Annotated in this window: 11 protein-coding genes; 2 read left to right on the top strand and 9 right to left on the bottom strand. The window is 71.1% G+C overall.

Annotated features, from left to right (window positions below; translation table 11 throughout):
• Positions 1–47: 47 nt before the first annotated feature.
• The 6 genes from rsmD to ACFWW9_RS04375 form a co-directional block, all read right to left on the bottom strand.
• Positions 48–614 carry a 16S rRNA (guanine(966)-N(2))-methyltransferase RsmD gene (gene rsmD / locus ACFWW9_RS04400; RefSeq protein ID WP_390371253.1) on the bottom strand — a complete coding sequence of 189 codons (567 nt, stop codon included), beginning with the start codon at positions 612–614 and terminating at the stop codon, positions 48–50.
• A 5-nt stretch (positions 615–619) separates the two neighbouring features.
• Positions 620–1,468: an arginase family protein gene (locus ACFWW9_RS04395; protein ID WP_390371251.1), complete on the bottom strand. Its 849-nt coding sequence runs from the start codon at positions 1,466–1,468 to the stop codon at positions 620–622.
• The gene (locus ACFWW9_RS04390; RefSeq protein ID WP_390371250.1) at positions 1,461–2,549 is read right to left on the bottom strand and encodes an MBL fold metallo-hydrolase; all 1,089 of its coding nucleotides are present in this window, start codon (positions 2,547–2,549) and stop codon (positions 1,461–1,463) included. The genes ACFWW9_RS04395 and ACFWW9_RS04390 overlap by 8 nt, the downstream gene beginning before the upstream one ends.
• A gap of 45 nt (positions 2,550–2,594) precedes the next feature.
• A complete protein-coding gene (locus tag ACFWW9_RS04385; RefSeq protein ID WP_390371248.1) occupies positions 2,595–3,131 on the bottom strand; it encodes a hypothetical protein in 537 nt (178 codons plus the stop codon).
• Between the two features lie 21 nt (positions 3,132–3,152).
• Positions 3,153–3,956, bottom strand: a complete 804-nt coding sequence (locus ACFWW9_RS04380; RefSeq protein WP_390371246.1) for a polyprenyl synthetase family protein — start codon at positions 3,954–3,956, stop codon at positions 3,153–3,155.
• A gap of 160 nt (positions 3,957–4,116) precedes the next feature.
• Entirely contained in the window at positions 4,117–7,494 is a 3,378-nt protein-coding gene (locus ACFWW9_RS04375; protein WP_390371244.1) for a pyruvate carboxylase, read from the bottom strand.
• A gap of 384 nt (positions 7,495–7,878) precedes the next feature.
• Here ACFWW9_RS04375 and ACFWW9_RS04370 point away from each other — a divergent pair, with 384 nt between their 5' ends.
• Positions 7,879–9,228, top strand: coding sequence for a hypothetical protein (locus ACFWW9_RS04370; RefSeq protein WP_390371242.1), 1,350 nt, complete (start codon positions 7,879–7,881; stop codon positions 9,226–9,228).
• A 49-nt stretch (positions 9,229–9,277) separates the two neighbouring features.
• On the opposite strand, the gene ACFWW9_RS04365 is transcribed toward ACFWW9_RS04370, so the two are convergent.
• Entirely contained in the window at positions 9,278–10,384 is a 1,107-nt protein-coding gene (locus ACFWW9_RS04365) for an exo-alpha-sialidase (protein WP_390371240.1), read from the bottom strand.
• Between the two features lie 121 nt (positions 10,385–10,505).
• Here ACFWW9_RS04365 and ACFWW9_RS04360 point away from each other — a divergent pair, with 121 nt between their 5' ends.
• A complete protein-coding gene (locus tag ACFWW9_RS04360) occupies positions 10,506–12,032 on the top strand; it encodes a hypothetical protein (protein WP_390371238.1) in 1,527 nt (508 codons plus the stop codon).
• Here the strand turns inward: ACFWW9_RS04360 and ACFWW9_RS04355 are convergent.
• Together ACFWW9_RS04355 and ACFWW9_RS04350 are read right to left on the bottom strand one after the other, a co-directional pair.
• Positions 12,029–12,742 (bottom strand): hypothetical protein, encoded by a 714-nt coding sequence (locus ACFWW9_RS04355; RefSeq protein ID WP_390371236.1) that lies wholly within the window; start codon positions 12,740–12,742, stop codon positions 12,029–12,031. The two genes, ACFWW9_RS04360 and ACFWW9_RS04355, sit on opposite strands and share 4 nt — an antisense overlap.
• A gap of 7 nt (positions 12,743–12,749) precedes the next feature.
• A complete protein-coding gene (locus ACFWW9_RS04350) occupies positions 12,750–13,448 on the bottom strand; it encodes a hypothetical protein (RefSeq protein WP_390371235.1) in 699 nt (232 codons plus the stop codon).
• Between the last annotated feature and the right edge of the window lie 231 nt (positions 13,449–13,679).

Raw genomic sequence — 13,679 nt, 5'->3', positions numbered from 1 at the left:
GACGGTAGCACCCGATCGGACGCGGCCAGAGGGGTCCGTGTCGCTGATCACCCCGATGGGGTGCGGTGTTCCGCCCAGTAGAGGGTGGTGTCGCCGTAACGCTTGTCGCGCAAGGATTCCACCGGGGACGGCCACAGGGGGCGGGGGCTGCGGGACGCGCGTTCGACGATGAGGACCGTGCCTGGGGTGGTCCAGCCGTTGAGAACGAGGCCGTCGAGGACCTTGGCGAGCTGGGCGTCGGTGATCGCGTACGGCGGGTCGGCGAAGACCAGGTCGAACGGGGTTTCGGCGGTGACGGCGACCACCGACTCGGCGGGGCGGGCGATGACCGTGACCTCGGGGAAACGCAGGTCCTTGGCGTTGGCGCGGAGGATGTCCGCCGCCCTGCGGTCGGCCTCCACGAAGGTGGCGGACCGCGCTCCTCGGGAGAGGGCCTCGAAGCCGAGTGCGCCCGAGCCCGCGTAGAGGTCGAGGACGCGCAGGTCGTCGAGGTCCAGGACGACCTCGAGGGCGCTGAACATCGCCTCGCGCACGCGGTCGGAGGTGGGGCGGGTCACCTTCGGGGGCACTTGCAGGCGGCGGCCACCGGCCGAACCGGCCACGATCCTCGTCACGAGTCCTATCGTCCCAGGTGCGCGCCGAAGCCCAGGCACGCCCCGACGGCTTCGAGCAGCGGGACGAGCGCGCGCAGGGCCTCGGGGTCATCGGTGGCGCACTCGGTGATGCCCGCGCCGACGACCGGGGTGGTCGCGGCGATGGCGCGGATCGAGCCCACCAGTTCGGCGACGGTCAGGCCGCCCGGTGTCGGGCAGCTCACGCCGTCGAACTCGGCCGGGTCCAGGACGTCGAGGTCGACGTGCAGGTAGACCTCGTCCGGGTCGCCGGTCTCCAGGACGGCGTTGCCCGCCATCGTCGACCGCCTCGCCGCGTGCACGGGCAGGTAGCGCACGGTCTGGCGCCACACCTGCTCGCGTTCGGCGGGCTCCATCGACCGCGCGCCCAGCAGCACGGTGCGGCCGCCGCCGATGCGCGGGTCGGCCACGAAGTCCGGGTCGCCCTCGCCCATCGCGGCGCGCAGGACCATGCCGTGGAACGCGTGCGACGGCGAGGTGTCGGGGGTGTGCAGGTCGCCGTGGGCGTCGAACCAGGCGAGCGCGAGCGTGTGGCCGTAGCGCTCGCGGGCGGCGCGGATCGGCTCCAGTTCGACGCCGCAGTCGCCGCCGATGGTCAGCACCTTCGACCGGGTCTTCAGCGCCACCCGTTGCGCGGCGCGGTTCTCCAGCAGCGCGGCGCGGTTGGCGATGCCGTCCACGACCGGGGTTTCCTGCTCCCCCACCGGGATCGCGCGCACGTCCGCGCCCAGGACCTCGCCGGTGAGCTTGGCGAGCGCCCGCCCGCCCGACGGCAGCGACACGGCGCGGGCCACGACCGCGCCCTGCCGCTGCGGGACGGAGTGGACCTCAGGCAAGTGCCTGCCACCAACCGTCCACCGCGGGTGGGTCGTTCACGTCGACGCGTTCGCCCGGCCGTGGCACGGCCAGGTCGATGCCGTTGGCCTTGGTCTCGCGCCACACCCGGTCGACGGGCTCGGACCAGTCGTGCACGGACAGGTTGAACGTGGCCCAGTGCACGGGGATCAGCAGGCCGCCGTTGAGGGCGAGGTGCGCGCGCACGCCTTCCTCGGGCGTCATGTGGATGTCCGGCCAGCCGACGCTGTACGCGCCGATCTGCACCAGGGACGCGTCGAACGGGCCGTAGGTCGCGCCGATGTCGGCGTAGCCGTCGAAGTACCCCGTGTCACCGCTGTAGAACACCCGGTGGTCCGGGCCCGCGATCACCCACGACGCCCACAACGTGGTGTCGCGCTTGAACCCCCGGCCGGAGAAGTGCTGCGCGGCCGTCGCGGTCAGCCGGATCCCGGCGACCTCGTGGTGCTCGTCCCAGTCCAGCTCGACGATCCGCGACTCCGGCACGCCCCACCGGCGAAGGTGCGCGCCGATGCCCAGCGGCACCACGAACGGGGCCGTCTCGGACTCGGTCAGCGCCCGCACGGTCGGCAGGTCGAGGTGGTCGTAGTGGTCGTGCGAGATCACGACGGCGTCGATCGGCGGCAGGTCGGTCAGCTCGTGCGGCACGGGGTGCAACCGCTTGGGGCCGACCAGTTCCGACGGCGAGCAGCGGTCGGACCAGATCGGGTCCAGCAGCACGCGGGCGCCGTCGATCTCCACCAGCGACGACGCGTGGCCGTACCAGGTGACGTGCAGGCCCTCGGCGCTCGTCGGGCCGGACGGCGGGCCGACCAGCGGCACCGGGCCGGACGGCTTGCGGCGGCCGCCGCCGAAGAGGAACTCGCGGAAGACGCCCGCGCTCTCCTCGTTCGGCGCGGTGCTGGTCTTCTTGACGTTGTGGAACGTGCCGTCGCGGAAGCGGGGCGACCGGCGCAGCTGCGCGGGGTCGGGCTTGCCGCCCAACGCCGCGGGCACGCCGCGCACCGCCCACGCGAGTCCAGCCGCCGCCAAACCGAGCACCGCGCCCGTGGTCTTCCTCATGGCACCTCCACCGTTCCGCCAGGCCATCGTCACATGCATGTGGCCTCAGAGCTTGTCGGCGACCAGCACGGTCCGGTGGCCGAGACGGGCCGACAGCTCAAGGACGAACTCGGGGCGCAGCGGCGGCCAGTTCCAGAACGTCAGTCCCAGCGCGCCGAAGCCCCACGGTGGTTCCCAACGCCAGCCGTTCGGATCCAGTTCCCTGGTGCAGATGGGGCACGGCCGGGTGCCGTCGGCCCCGTGCTGCCACTCCTCGAAGGCGTCGGCGATCCGGTCGAGGTCGATCTCGGCTTCGCAGTGCGGGCAGAAGATGGCCTGATCAGGCGCTTTGGCGTAGTAGACGGCACGGCCGACCTCCACGCGGAGCCCGTTCCAGGCCAGCGTCCGCAGCTCCTCGTCGCCGTTCACGACGGCGCGGTCGAAGTTCGGGCCGGGCGCGTGACCTATGCCACAGGCGCAGTTGGTCCGCTCCTTGACCACGACGCCGATCTCGACCAGCCAGTCGACCACCTCCTGGGCCAGGTGCGGGGCCTCCTGCTCGGTCGCTTCGATGTCAGCGATCGTCTGGTAGCGGTCGTCCATGAACGCGAGGTTCTCACAGCATCAGCACAACTTGGTCAACTGCGCCAAACGATCGCGACTGGCCCCCACCGGCAGGCGGCGCAGCTTGCGCCGCGCCCGACCCCCGTACTGCTGCACCAGCCGCTCGGTCGACGGCAGCCGCATCGGGGCCGCGTCGGCGCGCAGATGTGTTGCCATCCCCAGGTTTTCGCCGAATCCGGCGAGCGCGCGGGCCTGCTCCGGGGTGGCCCCGCCGAGCACCGCGCCGATGCGGCAGGCGGCCGCGAGGACGGTCGTCTTGAGCTTCGCGATCCGCAGGTATTCCGCGGGGGCGCGCGGGGAATCCTCGGCCAGCGCGAGGGCGAGTTCCGCGCCGCGGCTGGCCTGGACGCCCGCCTCGGCCTGGATCCGGGTGGCCTCGGCGACCTGGTCGGCGGTCGCCCCGCGGTCGCGGCACTCGTCGATGAGGCCGAAGCCGCGGAACGTCAGCGAGGTGGCGGCGACGATCGCCCGTTCCGGGCCGAAGCGGCGGTGCACGGCCACGCGGCCGTGCCGGATGTCGTCGCGGCCCATCAGACCCTCGTGGACGAGGCTGCCGACGTGGACGCACTCCACGCCGATCGCGGCGGGCAGCACGCGGTGCAGGTCGCCGCCGACGGCGAGCGCGGCGCGCAGCACCAGCAGCGAGCGCAGGAGCGAGCCGACGGGGATCAGGGCGTAGCGGTCGACCGGGTCGAGCGCTCGGGAGTCGGGCCAGCGGGCGGCGAACTCGGCGCGCAGCAGCGAGCGGAGGTCCTCGTCGTCCGGGCTGAGGGGCGGGACGCGGGTGGCGGCTTCGTCCAACACGGTGCTCCTCTGGGGGTGGGGAGCACTCCATGCTGGGGGTCGCGGACCCGGATTTCGGGCACGTGACCCGGACGGTGGAACGACGCCACACGCCTGGAGCAGCCGAACGGGTGCCCTCCGCTGCTCGGCGCGGCGGAGGGCACCCGTCGGTGGTCCGGTGCTACTGGAGGACGATCAGCAGGTCACCACCCTCGACCTGCTGCACGGCCCGCACGGCGAGGCGCGCGACCGTGCCCGCCTTGGCCGCGGTGATCGAGGCCTCCATCTTCATCGCCTCGATCGTCGCGACGGTCTGGCCCGCCTCGACGGTGTCGCCCTCGGCGACCGACGGCGTGACGACGCCCGCGAACGGCGCGGCCACGTGGTTCTGGTTGGAGCGGTCGGCCTTCTCGGCGGCCGGGACCTCGGCCGCGATGGACCGGTCACGGACCGAGATCGGCCGCAGCTGGCCGTTGAGCGTGGCCATGACGGTGCGCATGCCGCGCTCGTCCGCCTCGCCGATGGCCTCCAGGCCGATCAGCAGCCGCACGCCGGGCTCCAGGTCGACCGAGTACTCCTCGCCCGGCTTGAGGCCGTAGAAGAAGTCCTTACTGCGCAGCACGGACGTGTCGCCGTAGGCCTCGCGGTGCGCCAGGTACTCCTTGGTCGGCGCGGGGAACAGCAGCCGGTTCAGCGTGCCGCGGCGGTCCGTCTCCAGGCCCTTCGTGTCCGCTTCGGACAGCTCCTCGACGCCCTTGGGGGCCGAGCGGCCCTGGAGCGCCTTGGTGCGGAACGGCTCCGGCCAGCCGCCGGGCGGGTCGCCCAGCTCGCCGTGCAGGAAGCCGATCACCGACGCCGGGATGTCGAACTTGCCGGGGTCCGCCTCGAACTCGGCCGGGGTCACGCCCGCGCCGACGAGGTGCAGCGCGAGGTCGCCGACGACCTTGGACGACGGCGTCACCTTCACCAGGTGGCCGAGCATCCGGTCGGCGGCGGCGTAGACGGCCTCGATGTCCTCGAACCGCTGGCCGAGCCCGAGCGCCACGGCCTGCGTGCGCAGGTTCGAGAGCTGGCCGCCGGGGATCTCGTGCTTGTAGACGCGGCCGGTCGGCGCGGGCAGGCCCGACTCGAACGGCGCGTAGATCCGCCGGGTCGCCTCCCAGTACGGCTCCAGGTCGCACACGGCCTCCAGGTCGAGCCCGGTGGCGCGGTCGGTGTGGTCGGTCGCGGCGACGATCGACGACAGCGCGGGCTGCGACGTCGTGCCCGCCATCGAGGCCGCCGCGCCGTCCACCGCGTCCACGCCCGCCTGGATCGCGGCCAGGTAGGTGGCGAGCTGGCCGCCCGCCGTGTCGTGGGTGTGCAGGTGGACGGGGAGGTCGAACTCCTTGCGCAGGGCCGTGATCAGCCGGGACGCGGCGGGCGCGCGGAGCAGTCCGGCCATGTCCTTGACGCACAGCACGTGCGCGCCCGCGCCGACGATCTGCTCGGCGAGCTTGAGGTAGTAGTCGAGCGTGTAGAGGCGCTCGTCCGGGTCGGACAGGTCCGAGGTGTAGCAGAGCGCCACCTCGGCGACGGCCGTCCCGGTCTCGCGCACGGCCTCGATCGCGGGCCGCATCTGCTCCACGTCGTTGAGCGCGTCGAAGATCCGGAAGATGTCGATGCCGGTCTTCGTCGCCTCCTGCACGAACGCCGACGTCACCGCGGCCGGGTACGGCGTGTACCCGACGGTGTTGCGCCCGCGGAGCAGCATCTGGAGGTTGATGTTCGGCACGGCCTCGCGGAGCTGCGCGAGCCGTTCCCACGGGTCCTCGGCGAGGAACCGCAGCGCCACGTCGTAGGTCGCGCCGCCCCACGCCTCCAGCGACAGCAGCTCCGGCGTCAGCCGGGCCACGTGCGGCGCGACGGCGAGCAGGTCCTTCGTGCGCACTCGGGTCGCGAGCAGCGACTGGTGGGCGTCGCGGAACGTCGTGTCGGTGACGCCGACCGCGCGGCTGTTGCGCAGCCACGCGGCGAAGCCCTCCGGGCCCAGCTCGGCGAGCCGCTGCTTGGAGCCGGGCACGGGCTCGGCCTTGAGGTCCACCAGCGGCAGCTTGTCGCGCGGGTCGATGCTCGCCGGGCGCTCGCCGTTCGGCTTGTTCACCGTCACGTCGGCCAGGTAGGTGAGGATCCTGGTGCCGCGGTCGGCGGAGTGGCGGGCGGTCAGCAGGTGCGGGCGCTTCTCGATGAACGACGTCGTGACGCGGCCCTCGTAGAAGTCCGGGTCGTCGAGCACCGCCTGGAGGAACGGGATGTTCGTGGACACGCCGCGGATGCGGAACTCCGCGACCGCGCGGCGGGAGCGGGCCACCGCGGCGGCGAACGTCCGGCCGCGGCAGGTGAGCTTCACCAGCATCGAGTCGAAGTGCGCGCCGATGGCCGTGCCCGCGCCGATCGTGCCGCCGTCGAGCCGGATGCCGGAGCCGCCGGGCGAGCGGTACGCGCTGATCACGCCGGTGTCCGGGCGGAAGCCGTTGGCCGGGTCCTCGGTGGTGATGCGGCACTGGAGGGCCGCGCCGCGCAGCTGCACGGTCTCCTGGCTCAGGTTGAGGTCGGCCAGCGTGGAGCCGCTCGCGATGAGCATCTGCGACTGCACGAGGTCGACGTCGGTCACCTCCTCGGTGACCGTGTGCTCGACCTGGATGCGCGGGTTCATCTCGATGAAGACGTAGTTGCCGTTCGGGTCGAGCAGGAACTCGACCGTGCCCGCGTTGCGGTAGCCGATGTGCCTCGCGAACGCCACGGCGTGGGCGCACATGCGGTCGCGGATCTCCGGCGCGAGGTTCGGCGCGGGCGCGATCTCGATGACCTTCTGGTGACGCCGCTGCACCGAGCAGTCGCGCTCGAACAGGTGGATCACGGTGCCCTCGCCGTCGGCGAGGATCTGCACCTCGATGTGGCGGGGCTCGACCACGGCCTGCTCGATGAACATGGTCGGGTCGCCGAAGGCGGACTCGGCCTCGCGCATGGCGGCCTCGAGGGACTCGCGCAGCGTCGACGGGTCCTCCACGCGCCGCATGCCTCGACCGCCACCACCGGCGACGGCCTTGACGAACACGGGGAAGTTGATGCCCTCGGCGGCGGCCAGCAGCTCGTCCAGGTCGGCCGACGGCGCGGACGACTCCAGCACCGGCAGCCCGGCCTCGCGGGCGGCCGCGATCGCGCGCGCCTTGTTGCCGGTCAGCTCCAGCACCTCGGTCGGCGGGCCGACGAACGTGATGCCCGCGTCCTTGCACGCCTGCGCCAGCTCCGGGTTCTCGGACAGGAAGCCGTAACCGGGGTAGACCGCGTCGGCCCCCGCCTGGCGGGCGGCCTTGATGATCTCCTCGACCGACAGGTAGGCGCGGACCGGGTGGCCCGGATCGCCGATCTGGTAGGACTCGTCGGCCTTCAACCGGTGCAGCGAGTTCCGGTCCTCGTGCGGGAAGACGGCGACCGTCCCCGCGCCCAGTTCGTAGGCGGCTCGAAACGCCCGGATCGCGATCTCGCCGCGGTTCGCGACAAGGACCTTGCGGAACATAGCGGCGTTCCCTCCCGGTTACTCGACTGGGTCGTCGGCACGTTACCGTGCGCTTCCCGCCCCTCGGGAGTTCCATCTCACGTGACGGACGTCATCCTGATCGGTTCGCGGCACGGTCAAGTGGCCCGTCGGCCCCCGCCGTGAGCTGGGGCCATGGTCTGAGAGTCTGCCGCAGCCGAGCGCCTCGCGCAGCCCCTGGGAGGAGCAGCCGCGTTAGCGCCCGATCACCGGGACGTCACGTCCGGTAACCGAAACCCGCCGAGGTTGCGTCGAATGCAGTAGGTGTGGCCCTCTTCACGGCGGTACCCACGCGGTTGCGCTGATGCGGTGGGATTCGCCGCTTCGGGTGACTTAACGGTCGGAAACCTCGGTAGTGTTGCCCCCATGGCCGGGCCCGATGGGAATGGGCAGACAGCTGCCCGCACAGCTCACTTCGACGTCGTCCTGCGCGGGTACAACCAGCGTCAGGTCAACGAACGCGTCACCCGACTGGAGTTCGACCTCAAGAACGCCAGTCGCAGCCGTGACGCCGCCGCCGCGCAGGTGGCCGAGCTGTCGAAGGTCGTGGCGGGGGCGAGAGCCGAGCTGGACAAGGTCAAGGCGCAGCTCTCGAACCTGGCCGCCGCGCCCATCAGCGCCTCCAACGTCACCGAGCGCGTCCGCATCATGATGGGCCTCGCCGAGGAGGAGATCGCCGACATCCGCAAGGCGGCGGTCGACCACGCCAACGCCACCCGCGCCGAGGCGGACCGGTTCGCGGCCGAGCAGAAGGCCCTGCACCAGCGCAAGAACGCCGAGACCGACGACCGGCGCAGGCAGCTGGAGCAGCAGCACCAGCAGCACCGGATCGAGCTCGACAAGAAGTTCGACCAGCGCAAGGCCGAGCTGGAGACCGAGCAGCAGGAGCTGCGGACCAAGCTCACGACCGAGCACAACGCCCTGCTGGCGGAGACCCGCGCCGAGGCCGAGCGCGTGACCACCGAGTTCGACGCCAAGGCGGCCGAGCTCGAGAAGACCCGCGTGGCGCTGGAGCAGAAGTACAAGAAGTACCACGACGACCTGGACAAGGAGTACGACGACCTGCGCATGAAGCTCCAGAAGGAGCACGAGCGGCACGTCGTCGAGGCGAAGCAGGCGGCCGAGAAGATCGCCGCCGACTCCGAGGCGAAGCGGGCGGCGGCCGAGAAGGGCCTCGCCGAGTCGCTGGCCGCGAAGAAGGCCGAGTCGGAGAAGCTGCTGGCCGAGCTGGAGTCCGAGGCGCTGGCCAAGGTCGAGAAGCTGACCGCGGACGCGACCGGCCGGGCCGAGAAGGCCGTCCGCGACGCCGACCAGCACGCCGCGAAGACCGTGCGCGAGGCCGACGACCACGCGGCAAAGACCGTGCGCGAGGCGGAGGAGCGGGCCGACAAGACGGTCCGGGACGCCGACGAGCACGCGGGCAAGCGCGTGACCGAGGCGGACGAGCGGGTCACGACGCTGCGGACCATGCACCAGTCGTTGACCGAGCAGTTCGCCGCGGCGCAGGCGGCCGTGCTCCAGGCGGTGTCCGTGCTGGGCCCGCTGCCCGACGACCCGACCGCGTCGAGGGCGTCGACCGGGTCGACCGCCTCGGCCGCGAAGCCGCAGACCAAGCCCCAGGCGGCGCGAGAGGCGGCCAAGGCCAACGGCGTCCAGGCGGGCGGCGACGCCCCCACCGCGAAGCTGCCGATCCAGAAGAAGCCGAAGGACGCGTAACCCCCGCTCCGAGAACGCCCCGCCGTGCTCGGCGGGGCGTTCTTCGTGCTCAGCGAGGCGGGAGCGCCCCCGTGGCGTACCGGACGACGCACCGGCCGTCCTCGTCGTAGTCGCTGGCCAGCTCCAGCACGTCCCGGCCACCGTTCAGCACCACCAGCGACGGGTGGTAGTTCGGGCAGTTCACGTCGCGGGCCTTGGGCACCGCCACCGGCGCGGGCGCCTCCACCCACGGCCCCGCGGCACCGTTGTCGCTCACGAACAGCGTCGCCCCGTTGCCGTCGGCGACCTTCCCGTCCTGGTCCATCAGCATCTGTCCGATCAGGACGATCCGCCCGCCGGGCCCGAGCTCCACGGTCGGCGTGTGCGCGAAGTACCGCCCGTCGGCGCTGTGCACCGGGGTGCCGGGGTCCGCCGGGTCGCCCCAGTCGGCCCCGTCCGGCGACGTCCGGAAGTAGGCCTCGCAGAAGTACTGGCCCCGCTGCCCGCAGATCTCGTAGGTCATCAGGTACCCGCCCTCCGGCAGCCGCCGCACGTACGGCATCCCCGGCCGGTACCCGCGCGGCGACACCGCCACGGTCAGCACCTTCTCGCTCCACGTCAGCCCGTCGGCCGACGTCGTGCGGGCCAGCACCTGGCTGTGCCCCGGCACGGTCTCGTCGGCGAAGTGGCACACCAGCAGCCCGGCGTCGTCGACGGACAGCTCGGGCTCCCACATCCCGCCGTTCTCGACCGACACCCCGCACGTCGACAGGTAGCTCCACGACGACCCCCGGTCGCCGCTGCGCCAGATCCGCGTCATCATCCGGCCGTAGGCGTACCCGACGCTGCCCGCCCACAGCAGCGTCCCCTTCGCCAGCCCGCCGACCCGGCGCGGCAGCTCGAACAGGTGCGCACAGCACAGCCCGCGCACGGCCTCGGGGTCCTCGATCACCCCGACCCGCCGGAACGACGCCCCGGTGCCGCTGCGGTAGACCTCCGCCACCCCGCCCCCGGTGTCGACGCTCGCCACGACGTCGCCGCCGCTCAACCGGATCGCGTGCGGGTACCGCGCGGGCCCGTCGCTCAGCAGCCGCGGCGCCCTGGCCGCGGTTGTCGGGGTCACGACCCCACCGAGCAGCAGCGACACCACGACCAGCACACCAAGGATCCGACGCACGAGCCCGGACGCTAGATCAACTTCGCCCGCCCGCCGGGCCGCAACGCCACACCCGAAAGTGGGACCCCTGCGCCACATGGGCGCTATCGGCGCCCCTCGGTTCACGCCACGCTGGAACGCGATGACGACCAACCGGCAGCGGCACCTGAACCAGGCCCTCATGCGGATCCCGAGGCGCGCCGAGAACACCGACCGCCACACGCTCGCCACCACCTACGTCAGCGCGGGCTCGTTCTCGGCGATGCTGCACTCCACCGACCACCAGGTCCTCTACGGCCGTCGCGGCACGGGGAAGACGCACGCGTTGCAGTACCTCAGCGACGTGATCGACCGCGCGGGCGACATCGCCGTGTACCTCGACCTGCGCACGATCGGCTCCAGCGGCGGACCGGAGGCGGACGCGGCCACCCGCGGCACGCACCTGCTCGTCGACACCCTGGAAGCCGTCCACGACGAACTGCTCGCGCTCGCCGTCGAGTCCGAGGACCGGCTCCTCGGCTCGCTCGACGCGCTCGCCGAGGCGGCCACGGTCGTGGAGGTGGTCGGCGAGGTGGAGCGGGAGTCCAAGACGGCGGGCTCCAGCGAGACCAAGCACGGCTTCGACGTCAGCCCCACGCCGTCGGCGAAGATCACCGCCGAGCGCAGGCACACGGCGTCGGCGGAGAACCGCGTCCGCCGCACCGGCGTGGAACGCCACCACGTCGTGTTCGGGCCGTTGAGCAGGGCGCTGCGCGACATCAGCCGCTCGCTGGGCCGCCGCAGGCTGTGGCTGCTGCTGGACGAGTGGAGCAGCGTCCCCCTGGACCTCCAACCGCTGCTGGCGGACCTGCTGCGGCGCAGCGTCCTGCCGGTCACGGGCATCACCGTGAAGATCGCGGCGATCGAACGGCGCTCCCGCTTCAGCGTCCCCGGCCCCGAGGGCGACTACGTCGGCATCGAACTGGGCGCCGACGCCGCCACGGCCGTCAGCCTGGACGACTTCCTGGTGTTCAACCGCGCCCGCACGGACGCGCAGGAGTTCTTCGGCCAGCTGTTCTTCAACCACTCCAAGGAGTTGCTTGTGCGCATGGTCGGCCCGACCGCGCCCACCGACACCACCGCGTTCGTCGAGCAGACCTTCCAGCGCAACGCCTTCCCGGAACTCGTCCGTGCGGCCGAGGGCGTGCCGCGCGACGCCATCAACATCGCCGCCCTGGCCGCCCAGTACGCCCACTCCGACCTGATCGACCTGGAGGACGTCCGCCGAGCGGCCCGCGACTGGTACCTCCGCGACAAGCAGACCGCCATAGACTCCAACCCGACCGCCCGCGCCACGCTGCGCAAACTCGTCGACGAGGTAGTGGGCAAACGCCGCTCCCGCACGTTCCTCCTGGAACGCTCGGAGGACGCCGACCACCCCGCGGTGGACGTCCTCTACGACGCCCGCCTCCTGCACGTGCTGCGCCGCGGCATAGTCGACAAGCACCACCCCGGCACCCTGTACGACGGCTTCGCCATCGACTACGGCTGCTACGTCACCCTCCTGCTGGACGGCGAACTACCGTCCCGCCCCAGACACCGCGGCGGCTGGCTCAACTGGGCCCACTCCGTCCCCCCGGACGGCTTCGACTTCGGCGCCGAGGCGATCACCCTGTCCTCTTCGGACTAGACCCGCGGCACCACGACCTCCACCGGCTTCCCCCACCCGCTGAACCGAGTAGTCGACTCCCGCCGCTCATCAAGCGGAAAAACTGCGGTCACCTTCACCGGCAACCCAGTCCCATCCACCCACACCGTCACCCCCACAGCACGACGCACACCAGCAAGATCGTCAAGCAACTTCCGCCGAAACGGATCAGCCTGCGACCCGGCGACCTTGGCCGGATCAACCTCCACCGAGTACCGAGTGGCATCCACCCCGTCCACCCGCTCGGCCCCAGACGCCTTCACCACAGCCCCAGGCGCATCCAGGAAGTCGAGCTCAGCCCCTACCTCGGACGACAACCCAAGTCCCCCAAGCGGACCGAAGTACGCCTCAGGATCAGACTCCTCGGCAACCGTCCAAGCCTCAGCCCCCGCAACCCGCGAGTAGAGCACCCCAGGCGCCACCACGACATCAACCACCGGCTTGGTAGTCCGCACCGCCATGGTCGCCGAAACCCCACCAGCGTCCCGCCGCCAAACCCCGTCCACCACGGTGTCGACACTCCGACCACCATCACCCACCCCCGTCGCCTCAGTGCGATAGGAGGCAGACCCACTCTCATCCATCCGCGCCCGCACCCGAGCGGCAACCGCCCCCAGGTCGACGTCCTCCACAGAGGTCCCGCACGACGCCAACACCAGACAGGCAACCACGACCGCAACAACCCGGCGCACGTCAAACCTACTTCGGCAACTGATCAGCAGGCACGGTCTCCCCAACAGGAGGCGCGACAACCTCCACCGCACTCCCCCACTCACTAAAACGGGTAGTGGAACTCTTCACCACTTTCCCATCCTGCTCAAACCGATACTCAGCCTTCAACGGCACCCCAGTCGCATCCACCCACGCGAACGCACTGATCGTCACCCCGTACTCAGCCAACTGCGTGTGCTGGAGCTGCAAATCCGGATCATCGAGCAACTTGGCGATCTTCACCGTGTCCACAGCGATGTCGTACCGAGTCACAGCAACCCCATCGAGCTGCTCAGCCCCTTTCCGCAACACCAACGCAGCAGTCGGTTTCAAGTAATCAAGCTCAGCCCCAGCCATCCCAGAAGGCCCAAACCCACGCAACAACCCAACAATCTCACCACTGTTCGCAGCCGTGTACTGAGCCCACTTCTTCCCGGCAGGCATAGGAGCCCCGTCAAGATGCGCGAAGAGACTGTCCTTCAACACCACCATGTCGATCTTCCGAGCAGCCCCACCGGTATCAACGTTCAACGTGAAGGCCCCGTACACCCCACCACCAGCATCCTGCGTGATCACCCCATCAGCAGAATTCCGCACCTCAGTAGCCCCACCATCAGACGCAAAGCCTTCGGTGTGAAACTTCGCGGTCTTCAACTCCGCCCGCCGCGCAGCGATCGACTCGGCCAACACAGCCAACTCACCCTTGGGCAACGCAGAGGTAGGCACAGGCGCAGGCGGCTGCCCAGCCCCACAACCAACAAGCAGGACAACCGGAATCACAGCAAGAAGACGGCGCACAAGAAGCCGATGCTAGCCCCACCACCCTGCAACCCAGGTAAAGCCACATCCCACCACCCCACACAGCACTTCCCTCAGACCCCAAGCCAGCCGTCGACCACCACCTGACCGACCCAGCCC

Source organism: Umezawaea sp. NPDC059074 (genome assembly GCF_042738955.1).
Lineage (GTDB): Bacteria > Actinomycetota > Actinomycetes > Mycobacteriales > Pseudonocardiaceae > Umezawaea.
The sequence above is the reverse complement of the archived record's forward strand: the minus strand, read 5'-3'. Positions and strand labels throughout refer to the sequence as shown.